The following is a 22485-nucleotide window of genomic DNA, read 5'->3' on the forward strand; positions in this document are numbered from 1 at the left end:
ATATGCTGACGTGGCTGCAACGCGACTCGCTGGATTTTCCGCCGCTTACTAAAGCCCTGCGCGAGCCTAATGGCCTGTTAGCCGCGGGTGGCGACCTTCGCCCGGAGCGCTTGGTACAGGCGTATCGTCATGGCTGCTTTCCCTGGTTTCAGGATGGCCAGCCAATTCTCTGGTGGTCACCAGACCCGCGCACCGTTTTGTTTCCCGATAACCTGCATATCTCACGCAGCTTGGCCAAAGTGTTGCGCCAAGGCCGCTATCGGGTGACCTTTGACCACGCTTTCGCTGATGTCATTCGCGCCTGTGCAGGCCCGCGTAGTTATGCGGCAGACACATGGATCACCAGCCCGATGCAGGACGCCTATCTTGAACTGCACCGCCGAGGCGTGGCGCATTCAGTTGAGGTATGGCGTGAGAACGAGCTGGTAGGCGGGCTGTATGGCTTGGCCATGGGCCAGCTGTTTTTTGGTGAGTCGATGTTTAGCCATGCCGATAACGCATCCAAGGTGGGCTTCGTTACCCTGGTTGAACAATTGAAAAGCTGGGGGTTTGTCCTGATCGACTGCCAGATGCCGACCGAACACTTGCTCAGCCTGGGTGCCCAAACGATTTCACGTACTGAGTTTACGCGCTACCTGAGCGCTCATCTTGACCAGCCTAGTCGAGCAGGCTGGCTCGCCTAGGCGAGTTTGCCAGCCTGGCATACACTTGCTTGAAGACCGATCCCGAGAGCCGATCATGACTGAGCTGGCCCGCCTGAAGTTTTACGCCACTCAACCGCACCCTTGCAGCTATCTGCCCGACGAACAGGCTACAACGCTGTTCCTCGACCCCAGTCAGCCCATGGATGTGCAGGTTTACGCCGAACTTTCGGAAATGGGTTTCCGCCGCAGCGGCGATCATCTCTACCGTCCACATTGCCAGCAGTGCAGCGCTTGCGTCCCGGCGCGCATTCCTGCCGCACAGTTCATTCCCAGCCGCCAACAGCGGCGCATACTCAAGCGTAATCAGGACATTCAGGTGCGCCTCGTGCGCCCGGCATTTACCGAGGAATATTACGCACTGTACGCGCGCTACATTGAGCAGCGGCATGCTGATGGCGACATGCATCCGCCAAGCCGCGAACAATTTTCGACATTTTTGGTACGCGACCTGGCGTTCTCACGTTTCTATGAGTTCCGCCTGGACAGCCAGCTGCTGGCAATTGCCGTGACTGACGTGCTGCCCAATGGATTGTCTGCGGTTTACACCTTTTACGAGCCAAGCGAGGAGCGGCGCAGCCTCGGGCGCTTTGCCATCCTCTGGCAAATTGCCGAAGCTGCCCGTCTTGAGTTGCATGCGGTCTATTTGGGTTACTGGATTAAGAGCTGCCGCAAAATGAGTTACAAGACCGAATACCGCCCCATTGAGCTATTCGCCAACCAACGTTGGACCAGCCTTAATTGAAGCGCTTGGCGTAAACCCCAAATTTCGGGCACAATGCACGCCGCTTTTGCCTGGCGCCAGTTGCACCGGGCCATTCATTGGATACCGAGGGCTTTACTGCATGTCGAAAGAAGACAGCTTCGAAATGGAAGGCACTGTCGTCGACACCCTGCCCAACACCATGTTCCGTGTGGAGTTGGAAAATGGGCACGTCGTTACTGCGCACATCTCCGGAAAGATGCGCAAAAATTACATCCGCATTCTGACTGGTGACAAAGTTCGCGTTGAACTTACGCCTTATGACTTGAGCAAGGGCCGTATTACCTATCGCGCCCGTTAACAGGCCGCTGAAAACCTAGTTTTCCGGCATCTGTTACACCAAGCTCAAGCAAAAACGCCCGGCATTGCCGGGCGTTTTTGTGGGCGAAAGAAAACTACGCTTAAGCCATTTCTGCCGTGGTTTCAAACTCGAAGGTCAGCTCGCCATCTTCCATGTCGATGTGTACCACGCCACCGTGGTCAGCCAGCTCACCAAAGAGAATCTCTTCCGCCAGCGGACGCTTGATCTTGTCCTGAATCAAGCGCGCCATTGGCCGAGCCCCCATTTGCACGTCATAACCGCTCTGCGCCAACCAGCTGCGCGCCGCACTACTGACTTCCAGCGTAACCCGCTTGTCCTCAAGCTGCGCCTGCAGTTCGGTAAGAAACTTGTCGACGATGCTTTTAATCACCTCGTGACTCAGGCGTCCGAACTGAATAATAGTATCCAGGCGGTTGCGGAATTCAGGCGTGAAGCTTTTCTTGATCACTTCCATGGCATCAGACGAGTGGTCCTGATGGGTGAAGCCAATGGATGCCCGCGCAGCCGTTTCAGCCCCTGCGTTAGTCGTCATGATCACAATCACGTTACGGAAGTCTGCTTTGCGGCCGTTGTTATCGGTCAGGGTTCCGTGGTCCATGACCTGCAGCAGCAGGTTAAAGACTTCAGGGTGAGCCTTTTCGATCTCATCAAGCAGCAGCACACAGTGCGGCGTTTTGGTTATGGCCTCGGTTAACAAGCCGCCCTGATCAAAGCCGACATAGCCAGGCGGCGCACCAATCAGGCGCGACACGGTATGGCGCTCCATGTACTCGGACATGTCGAAACGCACCAATTCAACGCCCAAGGCTTTCGCCAGCTGGCGCGCCGCTTCAGTCTTACCAACCCCGGTGGGGCCGGCAAACAAAAACGAGCCGACCGGCTTATCGGGCGATTTAAGGCCGGCGCGTGACAGTTTGATTGCCGTGGACAGCGAGTCAATCGCATCGTCCTGGCCAAACACAGTGAGCTTCAAGTCGCGCTCAAGGTTACGCAGCAGTTCTTTATCCGAGCTGCTGACGTGCTTCGGCGGAATGCGGGCGATTTTCGCCACGATGTCTTCAACCTGCGCCACATCAATACGGGTCAAGCGCTTATCTAGTGGCTGCAGGCGCTGATAAGCCCCTGCCTCATCGATGACATCGATAGCCTTGTCCGGCATGTGCCGATCATTGATATAGCGCGAAGCCAGCTCCGCAGCGGCCCGTAAAGCCTCATCGCTGTACTCGATGCTGTGGTGCTGCTCAAAGCGACCTTTCAGGCCGCGCAAGATACCGATGGTGTCCTCTACCGAAGGCTCAACCACGTCAACTTTCTGGAAGCGCCGTGCCAGGGCGCGGTCTTTCTCGAAGATGCCGCGGAATTCTTGGAAGGTCGTCGAACCAATGCAGCGAATCTCCCCTGAAGACAGCATGGGCTTGAGTAGGTTGGAGGCATCCATCACCCCACCAGAAGCAGCGCCTGCGCCAATAATAGTGTGGATTTCATCAATAAACAGAATGGCATGCGGGCGCTTGCGTAACTCATTCAGTAACGCCTTCAAGCGTTTTTCGAAGTCACCACGATATTTGGTCCCTGCCAGCAGCGCACCAAGATCCAGTGAATAGACCACGCTATCCGCCAGCAAGTCAGGCACTTGCTTATCGACAATGCGCTTGGCCAGTCCTTCGGCAATGGCTGTCTTACCCACGCCGGCCTCACCGACCAGCAGAGGGTTATTCTTGCGGCGTCGAGCGAGAATCTGCGCAACACGCTCAACTTCCATCTCACGCCCCACCAGTGGGTCAATACGACCCTGGCGAGCCAGTTCGTTGAGGTTGCTGGCATAGGCATCTAACGGATTGCTGGAACTGGCAGATTCACCGCCCTCTTCGTCCTGCATTTCCTGCTCGGTTTCCGCATGACCGCCGTGACCGGGCACCTTGGAAATACCATGAGCAATAAAGTTGACCACATCGATACGCGCAACGCTCTGCTGCTTAAGCAGAAATACAGCCTGACTTTCCTGCTCGCTAAAGATCGCAACCAGCACATTGGCGCCGGTCACTTCACGCTTCCCAGAGCTTTGCACATGGAAAACCGCGCGCTGCAAAACGCGCTGAAAACCCAGCGTAGGCTGCGTCTCGCGCTCTTCGTCGTGTTGAGGGATCAGTGGCGTGGTGGAGTCGATAAATTCCTGCAGATCATGCCGCAGTTTATCCAGGTTGGCCCCGCAAGCGCGCAATACGCTGGCGGCAGCTTCGTTATCCAGAAGGGCAAGTAACAAGTGCTCAACTGTCATGAATTCATGACGCTTGGTACGAGCCTCCTTGAAAGCCAGATTGAGGGTAACTTCGAGCTCTCGATTTAACATAGCTTCACCTCATGCCCAAGTGGCCGGCGTTAACCGTCCTTCTCTATTTCACAGAGTAGCGGATGCTGGCTCTCTCTCGCATATTGATTCACCTGTGTCGCTTTGGTTTCAGCAATATCGCGAGTAAAAATTCCGCACACTGCCCGCCCCTCTGTATGGACGGCCAGCATGATTTTGGTCGCTTGCTCTCGATTCAGGCTGAAAAACACCTCAAGAATCTCGACGACAAAATCCATAGGCGTGTAGTCATCATTGAACAAGATCACCTTGTACATCGGAGGCGCCTGCAATGCGGGCTTGGCCTCCTGTACGGCTAAGCCATAGGAATCATCCTCATGCTCGGAGGGATCGTCTTGGTTGGATGTTAGTCGAATCTGGCTACGTGCATGCATGCTGAATAGCTTCGTTGATGGGCGAATAGTCTGTACAGGACAGAGTTTGACCGGCTTCTCAGCCAGTTACAGCATTGCCTTGACTATCGGCAAAACGGTGTTACAAACAATGAATACCCTGTGCGGGTATTAAAGGGGTTTCGCAGTGTTGCTGGCGCATGTCAAGCAACGTGTGGAATGAGGTGGATGATACTCCAGTGATGGAGTCCTTTGCAGAGGGATATCAGCATGGTTAGCGGTAAGGTCAAGTGGTTCAACAACGCCAAAGGTTACGGGTTTATCGTGGCCGATGGTCGAGATGAGGACCTGTTCGCCCATTACTCGGCCATCCAGATGGACGGCTATAAAACCCTGAAGGCTGGCCAGCCAGTAAGCTTCGATATTATTCAAGGCCCCAAAGGGCTCCACGCTGTAAACATTAGTACGGCTTTTGCTGCCAATGACGCACCCGCCGCAATTAAGCAAAACCAGGACTCACCGGTACAAGCCTGACGCCGCTTATGGACGAGTAATCGCCCAATAAAAAGGCCGGTCAAATGATCGGCCTCTTTATTCGCGCTTCGCTTACATATGCGAAATCAGTGCATCGCCAAATGCCGAGCAAGACAGCAGCTTGGCACCATCCATCAGTCGCTCAAAATCATAAGTCACAGTCTTGGCCGAGATAGCGCCATTGGTGCCCTTGATGATCAGGTCAGCGGCTTCGACCCAGCCCATATGGCGCAGCATCATTTCGGCAGAAAGGATCAGCGAGCCTGGGTTCACCTGATCTTTGCCGGCGTACTTCGGCGCAGTGCCGTGAGTGGCCTCGAACATCGCAATGGTGTCAGAGAGGTTGGCGCCTGGAGCAATACCAATACCACCCACTTCAGCAGCCAGGGCGTCGGATAGGTAATCGCCATTGAGGTTTAGCGTGGCAATCACATCATACTCGGCTGGGCGCAACAGGATCTGCTGCAGCATGGCGTCGGCGATAGCATCCTTAACGATGACGTTCTTACCGGTTTTCGGGTTCTTGAACTGCATCCAAGGGCCGCCATCGAGCAGGGTTGCGCCGAACTCTTCAGCCGCAATTTCGTAAGCCCACTCTTTGAAGGCACCTTCGGTGAACTTCATGATGTTGCCTTTGTGCACGATGGTCAGAGAGTCGCGGTCGTTATCGACCACATACTGCAATGCCTTGCGCGCGAGACGCTTGGTGCCCTGCTTGGACACTGGCTTAACGCCGATACCGCAGTCCTGGTCAAAGCGAATTTTGGTAACGCCCATTTCCTCTTTGAGGAATTTGATCACCTTGTTCGCTTCCGGTGAGCCAGCTTTCCACTCGATACCGGCATAAATGTCTTCTGAGTTTTCACGGAAGATAGTCATGTCGACGTCACCAGGTTTCTTCACCGGGCTTGGTACGCCTTCAAACCAACGCACTGGGCGCAGGCAGACGTACAAATCAAGCTGCTGACGCAGGGCCACGTTCAGGGAGCGGATGCCGCCACCCACCGGCGTGGTCAGCGGGCCCTTGATGGACACCACGTAATCTTTGACTGCATCCAGAGTTTCCTGAGGCAGCCAGGTGTCCTGATCGTAAACCTGAGTGGCTTTTTCGCCGGCGTACACTTCCATCCAGGAGATCTTGCGCTCGCCACCATAGGCTTTGTGAACGGCAGCATCGACGACCTTGATCATCACCGGGCTGATATCAACGCCGATGCCATCACCTTCAATGAAGGGAATGATTGGATTATTAGGTACGTTCAGAGATGTATCGGCATTAACGGTGATTTTGTCACCGATTGCTGGCACCTGGATCTTTTGGTATCCCATGCTGGACTCCGTCTTGTGGTTAAACCGTCAGATCACCCGAGAGTAACCCACTTGATTCGGGCGAAACCATATGTTCGTTGGTCTTATGCGCCAAGGCATTCTGCGACGCGCTGCCGCAGTGATATACTGCGCGCTGACCAACAGGTCATGAGGCGTAGGTACCCCGAATAAGTGGCTCGCGTCTTGATACCGTCGAACTGCTACAGCGATTCAACGGCTCGAAATGCTCAACACTCTACTGGTGCATCCAACATCACCGCGGCAAGACCTCGATTTCAGGCCCGCTCTTCATTGGGCTTGTGCGCTTACCTGCGCATGTCGAGTGCTTATGTACGCTCAGCAAAGAAGAGAGTTAACTCTAAATGTCCACCCCTTCGAAGATCATTTATACCTTCACTGACGAAGCCCCAGCCCTTGCGACCTATTCGCTTCTACCTATTGTAGAAGCCTTCGCAGCCTCTGCTGGCATCGCTGTCGAAACACGCGATATCTCTCTTGCAGCGCGCATCCTCGCCAGCTTTGCTGACCAGTTGGATGCCGACAAGCAGGTCGATGATGACCTGGCCAAACTGGCCGTTCTGGCAACGTCTCCCGAAGCCAACATCATCAAACTGCCAAACGTCAGTGCCTCGGTGCCGCAGCTCAAAGCCGCTATCGCCGAACTGCAGGCCCAGGGCTATAACATCCCCAACTTCCCTGAAGACCCGCACACCGACGCTGAGAAAGAAGCGCGTGCGCGTTACAGCAAAGTGCTCGGCAGCGCGGTCAACCCAGTTCTGCGTGAAGGCAACTCCGACCGTCGCGCACCAGCCGCGGTAAAAGCCTTCGTGCGTAAAAACCCGCATTCGATGGGTAAGTGGAGCATGGCTTCGCAGTCCCACGCGGACTACATGCGCGGCGGCGACTTCTTCTCCAGCGAGCAGTCGATCACCATGGCAAACGCCGGTGACGTGCGCATTGAATTTGTTGGTAAAGACGGCACGGTTGAGGTCAAAAAGCAACTCACTCTGCAAGAAGGCGAAGTCTTCGACAGCATGTACATGAGCTGCCGCAAGCTGCGCGACTTCTTCGAGAAGACTCTGCAGGACTGCAAGGACACCGGTGTAATGTGGTCCCTGCACGTCAAGGCGACCATGATGAAGGTGTCTCACCCGATCGTCTTTGGTCACGCCGTCAGCGTTTACTACAAAGATGTGTTCGATAAATACGGCAAGCTGTTCGAAGAGCTGGGCGTAAACCCGAACAACGGTATCAGCAGCGTTTACGACAAAATCAAATCCCTGCCAGCCTCGCAGCAGGAAGATATTCTCGACGACATCCACGCCTGCTACAGCGGTCGTCCTGAAATGGCCATGGTTGACTCGGTCAAGGGCATCACCAACCTGCACATCCCTAGCGACGTGATCGTCGACGCTTCGATGCCAGCGATGATCCGTAGCTCCGGGCAAATGTGGGGCAAAGACGGCAAGCTCAAGGACACCAAAGCGGTGATGCCGGAAAGCACCTACGCCCGCATCTACCAAGAAATGATCAACTTCTGCAAAACCAACGGCGCGTTCGACCCTACCACCATGGGCAGCGTACCGAACGTTGGCCTAATGGCGCAGAAGGCTGAAGAGTACGGCTCGCACGATAAAACCTTCGAAATGACCGTTGATGGCAGCATGCGTGTTGTGCTGGCCGATGGCACCGTTCTGATGCAGCACGAAGTTGAAGCCGGCGATATCTGGCGTGCCTGCCAGACCAAAGACGCGCCGATCCGTGACTGGGTCAAGCTGGCCGTTACCCGTGCCCGCCAATCCAACACCCCGGCAATTTTCTGGCTCGACCCAGAGCGCGCTCACGACCGCGAGCTGCAGAAGAAGGTTGAAGTTTATCTGCAGGACCACGACCTCACCGGCCTGGACATCCGCATGATGGATTACAACCAAGCCATCCGCGTGAGCATGGAGCGCTTGATTCGTGGTCTGGACACCATTTCGGTGACAGGCAACGTATTGCGTGACTACCTGACCGACCTGTTCCCAATCATGGAGCTGGGCACCTCGGCGAAGATGCTCTCCATCGTTCCATTGATGGCAGGCGGCGGCATGTACGAAACAGGTGCAGGCGGTTCAGCCCCCAAGCACGTGCAGCAGCTGATCGAAGAGAACCACTTGCGCTGGGACTCGCTGGGCGAGTTCCTGGCCCTGGCGGTATCTCTGGAAGAGACCGGCATCAAGACCAACAACGCCAAAGCTAAACTACTGGGCACCACCCTGGATGCCGCGACCGGCAAGTTGCTCGACAGCAACAAGTCGCCATCGCGCAAAACCGGCGAGCTGGATAACCGTGGTAGCCACTTCTACCTGGCACTCTACTGGGCACAGGAGCTGGCGGCGCAGACTGAAGACCTGGCCCTACAAGCGCAGTTCGCGCCATTGGCCAAAGCCCTGAGCGAGAATGAAGCCACGATCGTTGCGGAGCTCAGTGCTGTGCAGGGCAAGCCTGTGGACATTGGCGGCTACTACCGCTCCAACCCGCAGCTGACCAGTCAGGTTATGCGCCCCAGCGCTACGTTTAATGCGGCCCTTGCTGCACTGGCGTAACGCTTGACGCTCAACCTGTAGTAATCCAGAACCCCCGGCCTTGCGCTGGGGTTCTGCGTTTAGCCGCGCAGCAATCACCTATAACTTATGTTTAACAACAGGTAAGTACCTATGGATTGGCAGCCACACATCACCGTCGCCACCGTCATCGAGGACCAGGGGCGCTTCCTCTTGGTTGAAGAAATGGCCGAGGGACGAGCGGTATTCAATCAGCCCGCTGGCCACTTGGACGCCAACGAAAGCCTGCTGCAAGCCGCCATTCGCGAAACGCTTGAAGAAACCGGCTGGGATATCGAGCTGACGGGCGTTACGGGGATCTACCTGTACACCGCCCCGAGCAATGGCGTGACTTACCAGCGCGTATGTTTTGCCGGTAAAGCGCTGCGCCATCATCCCGAATACACGCTGGATCACGGCATCATAGGCCCACGCTGGCTGACCCGTGACGAGCTAGCGGCGCAACCCGAGCGCTGGCGCAGTGAGTTGGTAGTGCGCTGTATTGATGACTACCTGAGCGGGCACTGTTTTCCGTTGTCACTCATCCGCGATTAACGGCCAAGCACCTCAGCCTGCTAGAATCGCCCTCTTTTTCTAAGCCGTGTCCAGTATTCCCATGCAAGAGCCAAGCACCCAACGCGTCATCGTCGGCATGTCCGGCGGCGTAGATTCCTCCGTTTCCGCCGTGCTCCTGCTCGAACAGGGCTATCAGGTCGAAGGCCTGTTCATGAAGAACTGGGACGAAGACGACGGCACCGACTACTGCACCGCCATGGACGATCTGGCGGATGCGCAGGCGGTGTGCGACAAGATTGGCATCAAGCTGCACACTGCCAACTTCGCCGCCGAATACTGGGACAACGTGTTCGAGCACTTCCTGGCCGAATATAAGGCCGGGCGAACGCCCAACCCGGACATCCTGTGTAACCGCGAAATCAAGTTCAAGGCTTTCCTCGACTACGCCCTGATGCTGGGTGCCGACCTGATTGCCACCGGCCACTATGTGCGTCGGCGCGACATCGACGGCCGCACAGAGCTGCTTAAAGGCTTGGATCCGAATAAGGATCAGAGCTACTTCCTGCATGCCGTGGGTGGCGAGCAGATTGCTAAAACGCTGTTCCCGGTTGGCGAGCTGGAAAAACCTGCCGTGCGCGCCATTGCCGAGAAATACCAGCTGGCCACGGCGAAGAAGAAAGACTCCACGGGTATCTGCTTTATCGGTGAGCGGCGCTTCAGCGACTTCCTCAAGCAATACCTGCCGGCGCAACCGGGCAATATCGAAACCACTGAGGGTGAAGTCATCGGTCGCCACCATGGCCTGATGTACCACACCATTGGCCAGCGCCAGGGCTTGGGCATTGGCGGCCTGAAAGATGCCAGTGATGAGCCTTGGTATGTGCTGCAAAAAGACCTTACGCGTAACGTGCTGGTGGTAGGCCAAGGCAATCAGCACCCCTTGTTGTTTAGCCGCGCCCTGCTCGCCTCCGAGATTTACTGGGTCAACCCGGTAGATTTAACCATCCCGCGTGAGCTGACCGCCAAAGTGCGCTATCGCCAGAGCGATCAAGCCTGCACGCTGGAACAAACCGCCAGCGGCTTCCGTGCGACGTTTGTCGAGCCGCAGCGCGCGGTTACGCCAGGGCAATCCGTGGTGTTTTACGACGGTGAAATCTGCCTGGGTGGCGGTGTGATTGAAGTCGCCGAGCCATGGACCACGCAGGAGCAGCAGACGTGAATCCAATCCGTGAACAGTTGATCGCCCTCGGGGCGGTATTCGAGTCCGCCGTATTGGTCGACACGCTGGCGCGAACCGGCCAGGTCAGTGAGCCCGCCGTGGCATGCATGATCAACAGCCTGCTGGTGCGCGACCCAAAGAGCACGCTGGACGTGTATGGCGGCGATGACCTGAATTTGCGCGAGGGTTACCGCGCCCTGGTGGGCGCACTGGAACGTGACCCTGCCAGCCTGCAGCGCGAGCCATTGCGCTACGCCTTGGCCTTGACCTCGCTGGAGCGCCAACTGGATAAACGCGGCGATATGTTGCAAGTCATGGGCAGCCGCCTCGACCAGGTTCAACAGCAGGTTGAGCACTTCGGCCCCACCCATGAGAACGTGATCGCTAACTGCGGCGGCCTGTATCAGGACACCATCAGCACGTTCCGCCAACGTATTCAGGTGCAAGGCGATATGCGCCACCTGCAGCAAGCCAATAATGCGGCGAAAATCCGCGCGCTACTGCTTGCCGGGATTCGTTCCGCGCGCCTGTGGCGTCAACTGGGCGGCCATCGCTGGCAGATGGTATTCAGCCGCAGCAAGCTGCTCAAAGAGCTTTACCCGCTGCTGCGCGGCTGAACATGCTCACGCGCTCGGTCAAGCCGTTACACGGCGCGGCATTGCTGGCGCTTTCGGCGCTGCTTTTTTCGTTTATGGGAGGCGCGATCCGCGAGGTCTCCGCAAGCGTCAACAACGAATCAGTGGTGTTTTTTCGCAACCTGGTGGGCGTGCTGTTCTTTCTGCCGCTGATACTGCTCAGGGGCGTTCAACCGCTCAAGACCGTACGATTAAAGTCACACCTGTGGCGCACCACCTATGGCCTGGCGGCGATGTACTGCTTCTTCTACGCCATTGCCCACCTGCCGCTAGCCGACGCCATGCTGTTCACCTACTCGGCCCCGGTGTTTACCCCAATAATCGCCTGGTGGTGGCTAAAAGAACCGCTGACCAAGCGCATGCTACTAACGGCAGGCATTGGCCTCGTGGGTGTACTGCTGGTGGCCAAGCCCTCTGCGGCGCTACTGGACAGCCATACGCTGATTGGCCTGACCGCCAGCATCCTGGCTGCATTCGCGTTTGTTTCGATTCGAGAAATGAGCGACACCGAGCCGGCGTTTCGGATCGTTTTCTATTTTTCACTGTTCTGCGCGCTGATCTCGGCCATCCCCCTTACTTGGGCCTGGCAACCGCTGTCGCAGCATGACCTCGGGTTGTTGCTGGTGATCGGCCTGCTAGCAACGGCCAGCCAGATCATCATGTCCAGGGCTTACGCGCTGGCGCCACCAGGCCTGATCGGCCCTTTTGCTTACCTGGCGATCGTATTTGCCGGTGTTATAGCCTGGTGGCGCTGGGGCGAGACCCCTGACCTGACCTCATGGTTTGGGGCTGCACTGATTTTCAGTGCCAGCCTGTTATCCATTACGCGGCGCATGCGCGGCTGAACGGTAGCAAGCAAGCGCAATTTAGCTGCCGATTTCATGTATGATACGCGCCCTTTTCAATGCCCGATTGTCCGAGAACGCCTCCCATGCAGCTTTCCTCGCTCACCGCGGTTTCCCCCGTTGATGGCCGCTACGCCGGCAAAACCAGCGCTCTGCGCCCTATTTTCAGCGAATACGGCCTGATCCGCTTCCGTGTAATGGTTGAAGTGCGCTGGCTACAACGCCTCGCCGCCCACGAAGGTGTAACCGAGGTTGCGCCTTTCTCCGCCGAAGCACAGGCCATCCTCAACGAACTGGCAGATAACTTCGCCGTTGAGCACGCCGAGCGCGTCAAAGAAATTGAGCGCACCACCAACCACGACGTCAAAGCCGTGGAGTACCTGCTCAAAGAACAAGCGGCCAAGCTGCCTGAACTGGACAAGGTCAGTGAGTTCATCCACTTCGCCTGTACCAGTGAAGACATCAACAACCTGTCCCACGCCCTGATGCTGCGCGCCGGCCGTGATGACGTGCTGCTGCCGCTCATGCGCCAGACCGCTGAAGCCATCCGTGAGCTGGCGGTAAAATTCGCCGACGTGCCGATGCTCTCGCGCACCCACGGTCAGCCTGCATCGCCGACCACCCTGGGCAAAGAGTTGGCCAACGTGGTTTACCGCCTGGAGCGGCAGATTGCTCAGGTGGCCGCCGTGCCGCTGCTGGGCAAAATCAACGGTGCCGTGGGCAACTACAACGCGCACCTCTCGGCTTACCCGCAGATCGACTGGGAAGCCAACGCCAAACAGTTCATCGAAGGTGACCTGGGCCTGCAGTTCAACCCCTACACCACGCAGATCGAGCCGCACGACTACATCGCCGAACTGTTCGATGGCATCGCGCGCTTCAACACCATCCTGATCGACTTCGACCGGGACATCTGGGGCTACATCTCCCTGGGCTATTTCAAGCAGCGCACCATTGCCGGCGAAATCGGTTCCTCGACCATGCCGCACAAGGTCAATCCAATTGACTTCGAGAACTCCGAAGGCAACCTGGGTATCGCCAACGCACTGTTCCAGCACCTGGCCAGCAAGTTGCCGATCTCGCGCTGGCAGCGTGACCTGACCGACTCCACTGTGCTGCGCAACCTCGGCGTGGGTTTCGCCCACAGCGTGATCGCCTACGAGGCTAGCCTCAAGGGCATCAGTAAGCTGGAGCTGAACGAAGCGCGCATCGCCGCTGACCTGGATGCATGCTGGGAAGTCCTCGCTGAGCCGATCCAAACCGTAATGCGCCGCTATGCCATCGAAAACCCCTACGAGAAGCTCAAAGAGCTGACCCGTGGCAAAGGCATCAGCCCGGAAGCACTGCAGACTTTCATCGACGGTCTGGACATGCCTGCCGAAGCCAAAGCTGAGCTCAAACGCTTGACCCCTGCCAGCTACATCGGCAATGCGGTCGCTCAGGCTAAGCGCATCTAAACGGCAACAGCCACCCAGACGCCCGGCTGTGCCGGGCTTTTTTATTTATGGGTATTCAATTAATTCAAGGGCTTAGCGATGAATCCTGATATTCCGCTTCAACTGCTGGGCGGGCTGACTGCGCGCGAATTCATGCGCGATTACTGGCAGAAAAAACCCTTACTGGTTCGCCAGGCTATTCCGGGTTTCGAGAGCCCAATCTCGCCAGATGAACTGGCCGGCCTGGCACTGGAAGAGGAAATTGAATCGCGTCTGGTCATCGAGCACGGCGAGCGCCCCTGGGAGCTGCGCCGCGGCCCCTTCGCGGAAGACGCCTTCGCCGAACTGCCTGAGCGCGACTGGACGCTGCTGGTACAGGCCGTCGATCAATTCGTTCCGGAAGTGGCCGAGCTGATCGAACAGTTCAAGTTTCTGCCCAAGTGGCGTATCGACGATGTAATGGTCAGCTTCGCCGCTCCAGGCGGCGGCGTAGGCCCGCATTTCGATAACTACGATGTATTCCTGCTGCAAGGTTTTGGCACGCGGCGCTGGCAGGTTGGCCAAGTGTGCGACTCCGACAGCCCGATGCTGCAACACGCGGATCTGAAGATCCTCGCTGAATTCGTTAAAACTGAAGAATGGGTTCTGGAGCCCGGCGACATGCTCTATCTGCCGCCGCTTCTGGCCCACTGTGGTACCGCTGAGGATGACTGTATGACGTATTCCGTAGGCTTCCGCGCGCCAAGCGCCGCCGAAGTGCTCACCCATTTCACCGACTTTCTCGGCCAGTTCCTACCCGATGAAGAGCGCTACAGCGACGCCGACGCGCAGCCGACCAGCGACCCGACACAAATTCAGCGCGACGCCCTGGACCGCCTCAAAGCCCTGCTCACTGAGCACATGAGCGATGAACGCCTGCTGATGACCTGGTTTGGCCAGTTTATGACCGAGCCGCGTTATCCCGAGCTGATCGCCGGTATCGAGATCGACGAAGAGGCGTTCCTCGCCAGCCTGGAAGATGGCGCCGTGATGATCCGTAACCCCAGCGCTCGCATGGCATGGTCGGAAGTGGGTGAAGACCTGGTGCTGTTTGCCAGCGGCCAAAGCCGCCTGCTCTCGGCCAGCCTGCGCGAGCTGTTGAAGCTGGTCTGCGCTGCGGACGCCCTGCACATCGAAAACCTGGCGCCGTGGCTCGCCGATGACGAAGGGCGTAACCTGCTGGTTGAGCTGGTCAAGCAAGGCAGCCTGGAGTTTGCTGATGAGTGAGATACACGTTCGCCTGGCTGACTGGCAAAAGGACAACGCTGACCTGCGGCGCATTCGTGAAACCGTGTTTGTGGCGGAACAAGCGGTGCCGCCGGAGCTCGAATGGGATGCCGAGGACGCCGAAGCGGTGCATTTTCTTGCACTGGAAGGCGACTATCCGGTTGGTACGGCGCGCTTGCTGGCCGATGGGCATATTGGCCGGGTCTCAGTGCTTAAGGATTGGCGCGGGCTGAACGTTGGCGTGGCACTCATCCAGGCCGTAATCGAGGAAGCGGAACAGCGCGACTTGAAGCAACAAATGCTCAGCGCGCAAGTGCACGCCACCGCCTTTTATGAAAAGCTCGGGTTTGCCATCGTCAGCGGTGAATACCTGGAAGCTGGCATCCCTCACGTGGACATGGTGCGTAACAGCGCCTAAAGGCCAATATGAACGACGAAAACGCCCCGAGTGACCCAACCGAACCGCAGGAGCCCATAGAGCTTCCTGCCATCGAGTTTCAGTCACCGGGGCGTTTTGCTGTGCACAATCCGCCCACCCACAGCACCGACAGCCCACGTGCAGAACCTGCGCCGTTTATCCTCGGCGCGCACCCGGCGCTGGAGCGTTTCAGCCAACCCGAACAGGCCCGCGCTCACGCCCTGGCTCTGTTACAGCAAGCTCAGCGCAGCCTGTGTATCTACAGCCATGACCTAGAACCCTGGCTCTATCACCACAGCAGCGTGCAAGAGGCTTGCACCCGTTTTCTGTTAGCCAGCCCGCGCAATCAGTTGCGCATTCTGCTGCGCGATCCAAGCCGCGCGGTGAAGGACGGCCACCGCCTGCTTAGCCTTTCCCGCCGCCTGTCGAGCAACCTGCAGATCCGCAAGCTGCACCCGGACTACCCTAATGAGGCGCTGGCGTTCCTGCTGGCCGATGACCGCGGCCTGCTGCTGTTACCCGAACTGGGCCAAGCGAGCGGCTATGCCCTCTACCAAGACCCGGGCCGCAACCGTCAGCGCCGCGCGCAGTTTGATCAAGCCTGGGACACCAGCATCACCGATGCTGACTTACGGAGTTTTCTGCTATGAAGGTTCGTGCCCTACTCGCCGCCGCGCTGCTGAGCTGCAGCCTGTTTGTCAATGCTGCCACCGAGGTGATCCCGTTAAACTTCCGCACGGCCGATGATGTGATCGGCGTGGTGCAATCGGTGCTCGGCCAGGAAGGCAAGGTCAACGCCTACGGCAACCAGCTGATCGTCAATGCCGAGCCAGCGAAAATTGCTGAAATACGCGCCCTGCTACAACAAATCGACACCGAACCACGGCGCCTGCTGATCAGCGTCGACACCAATGAATCGGGCTTTCAGTCCGACCGCGGCTACCGCGCCGACGGCACGATCAGCGCCGGCGGCACGATCAGCGCCGGCGATGCCGAGGTACAGATCGGCCAGGGCGAAATCAATGGCCGCGATCAGGTGCGCATCATCCGCCGCAGTACCGACAGCCGCAGCGGGGGCACCCAACACGTGCAGGCTACCGAAGGTTACCCGGCGTTGATCCAGATCGGCCAGAGCGTGCCGCTGACTACCCGTGGCCGCGATACTTATGGCCAGCCCTACAGCACCACCCAATACCGTAATGTAACGCGTGGGTTTTATGTCACGGCCAGTTTGAGTGGTGAACGGGTGCATATCACCATCAGCAGCAACCGCGACCGCCTCAGTCAATCACAGCCCGGCGTTATCGATGTGCAAAGCACCGATACGCGAGTCAGCGGGCGGATCGGTGAATGGATCAATATTGGCGGCGTTAGCGAGCAAAGCCAGGGCGAACAAGGCGATTTCCTGCAACGTCGTTCGACCCTGGGCCGTGAAGACATGAATATTCGCGTCAAGGTCGACGTGGTGGATTAAACCGGCCACGACTCACCACAGGGCACTAACCGCCCGCTACTCAATGCCGAGAACCGCTCATCAGTTGCCGCCAGCAGGCGCGGCCACAGTCGCCACCCGTGAAACACCCCTACACCGGTCTCCTCTCCTGGAATCCGCTGGATAGAGCCGTAGAGGCTGACCTGCTGGTCGCCAAAAAAATTATGTAGTAGTAATTAGAAAGGCACTACAAAATAATTGACGAACACTTTTTGCGGAGGCATGATGGCCCCGCTCCCGCTAATCAGAGGTGCTGAAAAGCCCTCCGAATCGCGCTCCAACTTACCGTCAGAGCCGATTTGTGTTGTAAAGCCCACAAGGCCGTTCGATGAGATTGCGACTGGAACGAAGTTGTCCTGAGGGACGGGGAAGCGTTTAGCAACAGCGTGCATCACGTCGCAGCAGGTAGAGTCCAACGGCATCTTTGATCCGTTAGCCGGCAAATGATCCAACGTCATTTGTAACCGCTGCAGCCAGCGCTCTGTTGAGCTGATCTCCCCTCTCCCGGATCAATTCCGTCTCACGTCAATTTCTCAACGTTCTGCAGTTGGCTACAACAACCTCCAGCAACACAGGTGTTCAGTGGGGAAGTCGGTGCTCAACCAAACACATACTTTGAAGGATTGACCATGTCAGCTTATCAAAACGACATCAAAGCCGTTGCCGCCCTTAAAGCCGCTGCTGGCAGCAGCTGGAGCGCTATCGACCCTGAGTCCGTAGCCCGCATGCGCGCTCAGAACCGTTTCAAAACCGGTCTGGAAATCGCTCAGTACACTGCTGACATCATGCGTAAAGACATGGCCGAGTACGATGCTGACTCCTCCGTCTACACCCAGTCCCTGGGCTGCTGGCATGGTTTCATCGGTCAGCAGAAGCTGATTTCGATCAAGAAGCACCTGAAGACCACTAACAAGCGCTACCTCTACCTGTCGGGCTGGATGGTTGCTGCTCTGCGTTCGGATTTCGGCCCGCTGCCGGATCAGTCCATGCACGAGAAAACCTCGGTTTCCGGCCTGATCGAAGAGCTGTACACCTTCCTGCGCCAAGCTGATGCCCGCGAATTGGACCTGCTGTTCACCGCGCTGGATGCTGCCCGCGCTGCAGACGATAACGCCAAAGCCGCTGAGATCCAGAATCAGATCGACAACTACGAAACTCACGTAGTGCCAATCATCGCCGACATCGACGCAGGCTTCGGTAACCCAGAAGCCACCTATCTGCTGGCCAAGCGCATGATCGAAGCAGGCGCTTGCTGCATCCAGATCGAAAACCAGGTTTCTGACGAGAAGCAGTGCGGTCACCAGGACGGTAAAGTAACCGTTCCTCACGCCGACTTTATCGCCAAGATCAACGCTGTTCGCTACGCGTTCCTTGAGCTGGGCATCGACAACGGCGTGATCGTTGCGCGTACCGACTCCCTGGGTGCCGGCCTGACCAAGCAAATCGCCGTGACCAAAGAGCCAGGCGATCTGGGCGACCAGTACAACTCCTTCCTCGATTGCGAAGAAGTTTCCGCTGCCGACCTGGGCAATGGCGACGTCGTGATCAACCGTGGCGGCAAACTGCTGCGTCCTAAGCGTCTGCCTTCCAACCTGTTCCAGTTCCGTGCTGGTACCGGTGAAGCGCGTTGCGTACTGGACAGCATTACGTCCTTGCAGAACGGCGCTGACATGCTGTGGATCGAAACCGAGAAGCCACACGTCGGCCAGATCGCAGAAATGGTTAACGAAATCCGTAAAACCATCCCGAACGCCAAGCTGGTTTACAACAACAGCCCATCGTTCAACTGGACGTTGAACTTCCGTCAGCAGGCCTTCGACAGCATGGCTGCAGAAGGTAAGGACGTTTCCGCCTACGACCGCGCCAAGCTGATGAGCGTCGATTACGACGAAACTGAACTGGCTAAGTTCGCCGACGAGCGCATCCGCACCTTCCAGCGTGACGCGTCTGCTCAGGCTGGTATCTTCCACCACCTGATCACTCTGCCGACTTACCACACCGCTGCGCTGTCCACCGATAACCTGGCCAAAGGGTACTTCGCAGACCAAGGCATGCTGGCCTACGTGAAAGGCGTTCAGCGCGAGGAGATCCGTCAAGGTATCGCCTGCGTTAAGCACCAGAACATGTCCGGCTCCGACATCGGCGATGCGCATAAAGAGTACTTCGCTGGCGAAGCCGCTCTGAAGGCAGGCGGCAAAGACAACACCATGAACCAGTTCAGCTAAGAACCGGTTCACTCAACCGAGGCCACGATCAAGGTTGAGTGTGTTGAAAAAAACCCCAGCAGAAATGCTGGGGTTTTTTTATGCGTGCGGCTCCACTGACGTAACCCCCCAAGGCTCAGGGACGGTCTTGGGGACGTTGCCCGTAGCGCAGAGCCTCGCCTTGCGCTGACGCCCCGCCCTGCCAAAGTCAGCACGGCGCACGATCAAACAAGCGCATCGCATCATAGGTGCTGATGCTGACACTCAGGCGCTAACGGCTGAGATGCGGGGTACTGGCGGCAACCTTCATCGGCGCATGCTGGCACGCCATCGTAGGCCCATACCTGCAATGAAAGCCCCCGCCGCAAGGCATAACCCTGCCGCCCAAATAAAAACGGGGCTACCGACTTATCGATAGCCCCGCTTAAAGACTAATCGCCCGAGACTCGCTCGGCAGATAAGCCGTGCCGAATCAAAGCACCATCGCGGCAACCCAACCGAACACCAACAGAGGCAGGTTGTAGTGCAGGAAGGTCGGCACAACACTGTCCCAAATATGGTTGTGTTGGCCGTCGACGTTAAGACCCGCAGTTGGCCCCAGGGTCGAGTCCGAGGCCGGCGAGCCCGCATCGCCCAGTGCGCCGGCGGTGCCGACGATGCACAGGATGGCCAGTGGACTGAAGCCCAACTGCAGCCCCAGCGGTACGAAAATCGCCGCGATAATGGGAATTGTGGAGAACGATGAACCGATGCCCATCGTCACCAACAGGCCGACCAGCAGCATCAGCAGCGCACCCAGAGCCTTGTCGTGACCAATCAGATCAGCTGCGCTCTCGACCAGATTCTTTACGTCACCCGTGGCCTTCATCACTTCGGCAAAGCCGGCAGCAGCGATCATGATAAAGCCGATCATGGCCATCATTTTCATGCCTTCGGTAAACAGCCCGTCAGCCTCTTTCCAGCGCACCACGCCGGATACCGAAAAGATCACGAAACCAACCAGCGCGCCGATGATCATCGAGTCCAACCACAGCTGCACAACAAAGGCTGCCGCAATCGCCACGCCGGCCACCAGCAGGCTCAACGGGTTGTAGGCCACATCCACGCGCTCGGCCTGCTCTATCTTGCTCAGGTCGTACACACGTTTTTTGCGGTAGCTGAACAGCACGGCAATCAACAACCCGCAGAGCATGCCCAGTGCCGGGATGGCCATGGCTTTGGTCACTTGCAGGCCGCTGATATCAACGCCACCACTGGCCACATTGGCCAGCAGGATGTCATTTAGGAAAATGCCGCCAAAGCCTACCGGCAAAAACATGTAGGGCGTGATCAAACCAAACGTCAGTACGCAGGCGATCAAACGTCGGTCAAGCTGCAGCTTGCTCAATACAAACAGCAGCGGCGGCACCAGCAACGGGATAAAGGCGATATGAATCGGCAGGATGTTCTGTGAAGAAATCGCCACCACCAAGAGTAGAGCGATCAGCAGCCACTTAAGCAGCCCGGCACTGTTAGTGTCCTGTTTGCCGACCATCGCCAAGGCTTTGTCAGCCAGCGCGTGGGCCAAGCCGGATTTGGCGATCGCCACGGCAAAAGCGCCCAGTAAGGCGTAGGACAAGGCAACCTTGGCGCCGCCGCCTAAACCGTTGTGAAATGCAGTCAGCGAGCCTTCAAGGCCCAAACCGCCGAGCAGGCCACCGGCTAATGCACCGACTATTAGGGCTACAACCACGTGCACGCGGCACAAGCTGAGGATCAGCATGATCCCCACTGCCGCAACGACTGCGTTCATCGATTTACTCCCGCTTTTAAGTAGGTCCACGAAGGTTTCAACCTTCTTTGGATGCTGCGCCGGCTTGGCGAGGGCGCGTACTCTGCACAAAGCTGAACGAGCTGTCAAAACGCCTGTAAATTATTTAACACAAGCTGTAACTGATTCGATTACTCTGGACGCTAAAAGCGCTCTATTGGCCTGTAACTTGCTGCGCTTTAGTTAATGTAAAACTTAAAGAAAAGCGCCTAAGCGCCGATAGGCGTTGTAAGCCTCAGTCATATAAGGTCCTGAAAATGCTGTTCAGCCGACTCTCCATCCAGTTGAAGATCACCCTGCTGGCGGGCCTATGCCTTCTGGCCATTGTCGCTGTCTTAGTCTCCGCGTCGGTCATTCAAGCATCGAGCAGTGCAGACTTGGTCAAGCAGGCCAGCTCGAAAATGCTGCAAGAGTCCGCGCAGTTGCGCATGAGCGCCCGCGGGCAATCTCAGGCACTGCAAATTCAGCGCTACTTTATGGATGCCTACCAATACGGTCGCAGTGCCACGAACCAGGTTCTGTTTATTCGCGAGCAGGCGGAAAAACGCTTTCTGGATGCCTTCGACCTGCGTGAAGACCTGACCCGACAAGTGCGCAGCGCATTGGAAAACAATCGCAGCCTGCTCGGTGTTTATGCGGTATTCGAGCCCAACGCGCTCGACGGTAAAGATGAACTGTTTGCCGACCAGGCGGAATTGGGCAGCAATGACAAGGGCCGCTTCTCGATCTATTGGGCACAGGGCGATAACGGTGAGCTGGTTTCTGAGAGCATGAGCGAAGAGAGCCTCAGCGACACAACGCCGGGCATTAGCGGAGCGCCATACAACGCGTGGTATACCTGCCCTATCGAAAAGAAAAAAGTCTGCTTGCTCGACCCCTATATCGATGACACCGATGGGGTAAAAACCCTGATGACCAGCATTGCCTTTCCCTTAGAGCAAGGGGGCAAGGTCATCGGCGTTCTGGGCGTTGATATCAGCCTCGCCAGCCTGCAAGAGCTGAGCAACGAGGCCCATCAAGGACTGTTTGATGGTGCCGGGCATGTCAGCATCATCAGCCCTGCCGGACTGCTGGCCGGCCATAGCCGTGATAGCGCTCTGCTTGGCGGTAAACTGGATAAAGCCTTCAGCGCTCAGCACGGCGAGATACTCAGCCTGCTGGCCAATAATCGCCCTGAAGTTTTGCACCATGAAGGTGCGCTGCAGGTGCTACAACCCCTGCTGCCCATTCCTGATGCACAGCCGTGGGGCGTACTCATTGAGGTTCCGGAGAAGGTCCTGCTTGAACCTGCCGCTCGACTTGAAGCTGAAATGGACGCCATGGGCACCCGTAACAGTGCCATTTCACTTGGCCTGGGTTTGGCCGCAGGTGTGGTGGGTATCTTGCTGATCTGGCTTACGGCTCTAGGCGTGACCCGGCCGATTCTTGGCGTAGCCGCCATGTTGAAAAACATCGCCAGCGGTGAAGGCGATCTGACTCGCCGTCTGGAATACGCCAAGAAGGATGAGCTAGGCGAACTGGCCAGCTGGTTCAACCGCTTCCTCGACAAGCTGCAGCCAATCATTGCCGACGTTAAACACAGCGTGCAGGACGCTCGCAGCACCGCAGACCAGTCGGCGCTGATCGCCAGCCAGACCAGCGATGGTATGCAACAGCAGTACCGCGAAGTCGATCAAGTGGCTACAGCGTTCCAAGAAATGAGTGCCACCG

At 57.3% G+C, this 22485-nt stretch carries 19 protein-coding genes and 1 pseudogene; 16 read left to right on the forward strand and 4 right to left on the reverse strand.

From position 1 onward, the window contains the following. The first annotated feature begins 2 nt into the window (after window positions 1-2). The 3 genes from aat to infA all read left to right on the forward strand — a co-directional run bounded on the left by aat (window position 3) and on the right by infA (window position 1765). Window positions 3-683, forward strand: coding sequence for a leucyl/phenylalanyl-tRNA--protein transferase (aat, locus tag ACEPAJ_RS11015; protein WP_425914858.1), 681 nt, complete (start codon window positions 3-5; stop codon window positions 681-683). 55 nt (window positions 684-738) lie between these two features. After that, a complete protein-coding gene (locus ACEPAJ_RS11020) occupies window positions 739-1446 on the forward strand; it encodes an arginyltransferase (RefSeq protein ID WP_425914859.1) in 708 nt (235 codons plus the stop codon). Between the two features lie 100 nt (window positions 1447-1546). Next, on the forward strand, window positions 1547-1765 hold the full coding sequence (gene infA, locus ACEPAJ_RS11025) for a translation initiation factor IF-1 (protein WP_002553999.1): 219 nt from the start codon (window positions 1547-1549) through the stop codon (window positions 1763-1765). A 100-nt stretch (window positions 1766-1865) separates the two neighbouring features. Here infA and clpA read toward each other — a convergent pair whose 3' ends face one another. Together clpA and clpS are read right to left on the reverse strand one after the other, a co-directional pair. Then, window positions 1866-4136, reverse strand: a complete 2271-nt coding sequence (gene clpA / locus ACEPAJ_RS11030) for an ATP-dependent Clp protease ATP-binding subunit ClpA (RefSeq protein WP_425914860.1) — start codon at window positions 4134-4136, stop codon at window positions 1866-1868. Window positions 4137-4165: 29 nt separating this feature from the next. Then, complete coding sequence (gene clpS / locus ACEPAJ_RS11035; RefSeq protein WP_425914861.1) at window positions 4166-4528, reverse strand: ATP-dependent Clp protease adapter ClpS; 363 nt, start codon at window positions 4526-4528, stop codon at window positions 4166-4168. Between the two features lie 228 nt (window positions 4529-4756). Here clpS and cspD point away from each other — a divergent pair, with 228 nt between their 5' ends. Next, complete coding sequence (gene cspD, locus ACEPAJ_RS11040) at window positions 4757-5020, forward strand: cold shock domain-containing protein CspD (protein WP_425914862.1); 264 nt, start codon at window positions 4757-4759, stop codon at window positions 5018-5020. 72 nt (window positions 5021-5092) lie between these two features. Here cspD and icd read toward each other — a convergent pair whose 3' ends face one another. Then, on the reverse strand, window positions 5093-6349 hold the full coding sequence (gene icd / locus ACEPAJ_RS11045; RefSeq protein ID WP_425914863.1) for an NADP-dependent isocitrate dehydrogenase: 1257 nt from the start codon (window positions 6347-6349) through the stop codon (window positions 5093-5095). 362 nt (window positions 6350-6711) lie between these two features. Here icd and ACEPAJ_RS11050 point away from each other — a divergent pair, with 362 nt between their 5' ends. The 11 genes from ACEPAJ_RS11050 to ACEPAJ_RS11100 all read left to right on the forward strand — a co-directional run bounded on the left by ACEPAJ_RS11050 (window position 6712) and on the right by ACEPAJ_RS11100 (window position 18986). Beyond that, window positions 6712-8937 carry an NADP-dependent isocitrate dehydrogenase gene (locus ACEPAJ_RS11050; RefSeq protein WP_425914864.1) on the forward strand — a complete coding sequence of 742 codons (2226 nt, stop codon included), beginning with the start codon at window positions 6712-6714 and terminating at the stop codon, window positions 8935-8937. A gap of 111 nt (window positions 8938-9048) precedes the next feature. Beyond that, window positions 9049-9489, forward strand: coding sequence for an NUDIX hydrolase (locus ACEPAJ_RS11055; RefSeq protein WP_274089175.1), 441 nt, complete (start codon window positions 9049-9051; stop codon window positions 9487-9489). 61 nt (window positions 9490-9550) lie between these two features. Further along, the gene (gene mnmA, locus ACEPAJ_RS11060; RefSeq protein ID WP_425914865.1) at window positions 9551-10669 is read left to right on the forward strand and encodes a tRNA 2-thiouridine(34) synthase MnmA; all 1119 of its coding nucleotides are present in this window, start codon (window positions 9551-9553) and stop codon (window positions 10667-10669) included. Further along, complete coding sequence (hflD, locus tag ACEPAJ_RS11065) at window positions 10642-11286, forward strand: high frequency lysogenization protein HflD (RefSeq protein ID WP_425914866.1); 645 nt, start codon at window positions 10642-10644, stop codon at window positions 11284-11286. Before mnmA ends, hflD begins: the two co-directional genes overlap by 28 nt. 2 nt (window positions 11287-11288) lie before the next feature. After that, window positions 11289-12149 (forward strand): DMT family transporter, encoded by an 861-nt coding sequence (locus tag ACEPAJ_RS11070; protein WP_425914867.1) that lies wholly within the window; start codon window positions 11289-11291, stop codon window positions 12147-12149. Between the two features lie 86 nt (window positions 12150-12235). After that, complete coding sequence (purB, locus tag ACEPAJ_RS11075; RefSeq protein ID WP_425914868.1) at window positions 12236-13606, forward strand: adenylosuccinate lyase; 1371 nt, start codon at window positions 12236-12238, stop codon at window positions 13604-13606. A gap of 78 nt (window positions 13607-13684) precedes the next feature. Next, the gene (locus ACEPAJ_RS11080) at window positions 13685-14851 is read left to right on the forward strand and encodes a JmjC domain-containing protein (RefSeq protein ID WP_425914869.1); all 1167 of its coding nucleotides are present in this window, start codon (window positions 13685-13687) and stop codon (window positions 14849-14851) included. After that, window positions 14844-15269 (forward strand): GNAT family N-acetyltransferase, encoded by a 426-nt coding sequence (locus ACEPAJ_RS11085; protein ID WP_425914870.1) that lies wholly within the window; start codon window positions 14844-14846, stop codon window positions 15267-15269. The genes ACEPAJ_RS11080 and ACEPAJ_RS11085 overlap by 8 nt, the downstream gene beginning before the upstream one ends. An 8-nt stretch (window positions 15270-15277) precedes the next feature. Then, a complete protein-coding gene (locus ACEPAJ_RS11090; protein ID WP_425914871.1) occupies window positions 15278-15919 on the forward strand; it encodes a histone acetyltransferase HPA2 in 642 nt (213 codons plus the stop codon). Continuing rightward, window positions 15916-16743, forward strand: a complete 828-nt coding sequence (locus tag ACEPAJ_RS11095; protein ID WP_425914872.1) for a secretin N-terminal domain-containing protein — start codon at window positions 15916-15918, stop codon at window positions 16741-16743. The genes ACEPAJ_RS11090 and ACEPAJ_RS11095 overlap by 4 nt, the downstream gene beginning before the upstream one ends. A gap of 647 nt (window positions 16744-17390) precedes the next feature. Beyond that, a complete protein-coding gene (locus tag ACEPAJ_RS11100; RefSeq protein WP_425914873.1) occupies window positions 17391-18986 on the forward strand; it encodes an isocitrate lyase in 1596 nt (531 codons plus the stop codon). A 451-nt stretch (window positions 18987-19437) separates the two neighbouring features. On the opposite strand, the gene ACEPAJ_RS11105 is transcribed toward ACEPAJ_RS11100, so the two are convergent. Further along, entirely contained in the window at window positions 19438-20757 is a 1320-nt protein-coding gene (locus ACEPAJ_RS11105) for a Na+/H+ antiporter family protein (RefSeq protein WP_425914874.1), read from the reverse strand. Between the two features lie 494 nt (window positions 20758-21251). On the opposite strand from ACEPAJ_RS11105, the pseudogene ACEPAJ_RS11110 reads away from it, so the two are divergent. After that, window positions 21252-22319: pseudogene (locus ACEPAJ_RS11110) on the forward strand (HAMP domain-containing protein); the annotation flags it as partial. Window positions 22320-22485: the final 166 nt, after the last annotated feature.

It is taken from the genome of Pseudomonas sp. GWSMS-1, from assembly GCF_049847425.1.
GTDB lineage: Bacteria > Pseudomonadota > Gammaproteobacteria > Pseudomonadales > Pseudomonadaceae > Aquipseudomonas.

Coding starts and splice junctions, on each gene's coding strand:
- clpS (WP_425914861.1), bottom strand. CDS start 4,528: ATGCATGCACGTAGCCAGATTCGACTAACATCCAACCAAGACGATCCC.
- ACEPAJ_RS11105 (WP_425914874.1), bottom strand. CDS start 20,757: ATGAACGCAGTCGTTGCGGCAGTGGGGATCATGCTGATCCTCAGCTTG.
- ACEPAJ_RS11085 (WP_425914870.1), top strand. CDS start 14,844: ATGAGTGAGATACACGTTCGCCTGGCTGACTGGCAAAAGGACAACGCT.
- clpA (WP_425914860.1), bottom strand. CDS start 4,136: ATGTTAAATCGAGAGCTCGAAGTTACCCTCAATCTGGCTTTCAAGGAG.
- ACEPAJ_RS11055 (WP_274089175.1), top strand. CDS start 9,049: ATGGATTGGCAGCCACACATCACCGTCGCCACCGTCATCGAGGACCAG.
- ACEPAJ_RS11080 (WP_425914869.1), top strand. CDS start 13,685: ATGAATCCTGATATTCCGCTTCAACTGCTGGGCGGGCTGACTGCGCGC.
- hflD (WP_425914866.1), top strand. CDS start 10,642: ATGGACCACGCAGGAGCAGCAGACGTGAATCCAATCCGTGAACAGTTG.
- infA (WP_002553999.1), top strand. CDS start 1,547: ATGTCGAAAGAAGACAGCTTCGAAATGGAAGGCACTGTCGTCGACACC.
- ACEPAJ_RS11095 (WP_425914872.1), top strand. CDS start 15,916: ATGAAGGTTCGTGCCCTACTCGCCGCCGCGCTGCTGAGCTGCAGCCTG.
- ACEPAJ_RS11070 (WP_425914867.1), top strand. CDS start 11,289: ATGCTCACGCGCTCGGTCAAGCCGTTACACGGCGCGGCATTGCTGGCG.
- ACEPAJ_RS11090 (WP_425914871.1), top strand. CDS start 15,278: ATGAACGACGAAAACGCCCCGAGTGACCCAACCGAACCGCAGGAGCCC.
- ACEPAJ_RS11100 (WP_425914873.1), top strand. CDS start 17,391: ATGTCAGCTTATCAAAACGACATCAAAGCCGTTGCCGCCCTTAAAGCC.
- mnmA (WP_425914865.1), top strand. CDS start 9,551: ATGCAAGAGCCAAGCACCCAACGCGTCATCGTCGGCATGTCCGGCGGC.
- cspD (WP_425914862.1), top strand. CDS start 4,757: ATGGTTAGCGGTAAGGTCAAGTGGTTCAACAACGCCAAAGGTTACGGG.
- purB (WP_425914868.1), top strand. CDS start 12,236: ATGCAGCTTTCCTCGCTCACCGCGGTTTCCCCCGTTGATGGCCGCTAC.
- ACEPAJ_RS11050 (WP_425914864.1), top strand. CDS start 6,712: ATGTCCACCCCTTCGAAGATCATTTATACCTTCACTGACGAAGCCCCA.
- icd (WP_425914863.1), bottom strand. CDS start 6,349: ATGGGATACCAAAAGATCCAGGTGCCAGCAATCGGTGACAAAATCACC.
- aat (WP_425914858.1), top strand. CDS start 3: ATGCTGACGTGGCTGCAACGCGACTCGCTGGATTTTCCGCCGCTTACT.
- ACEPAJ_RS11020 (WP_425914859.1), top strand. CDS start 739: ATGACTGAGCTGGCCCGCCTGAAGTTTTACGCCACTCAACCGCACCCT.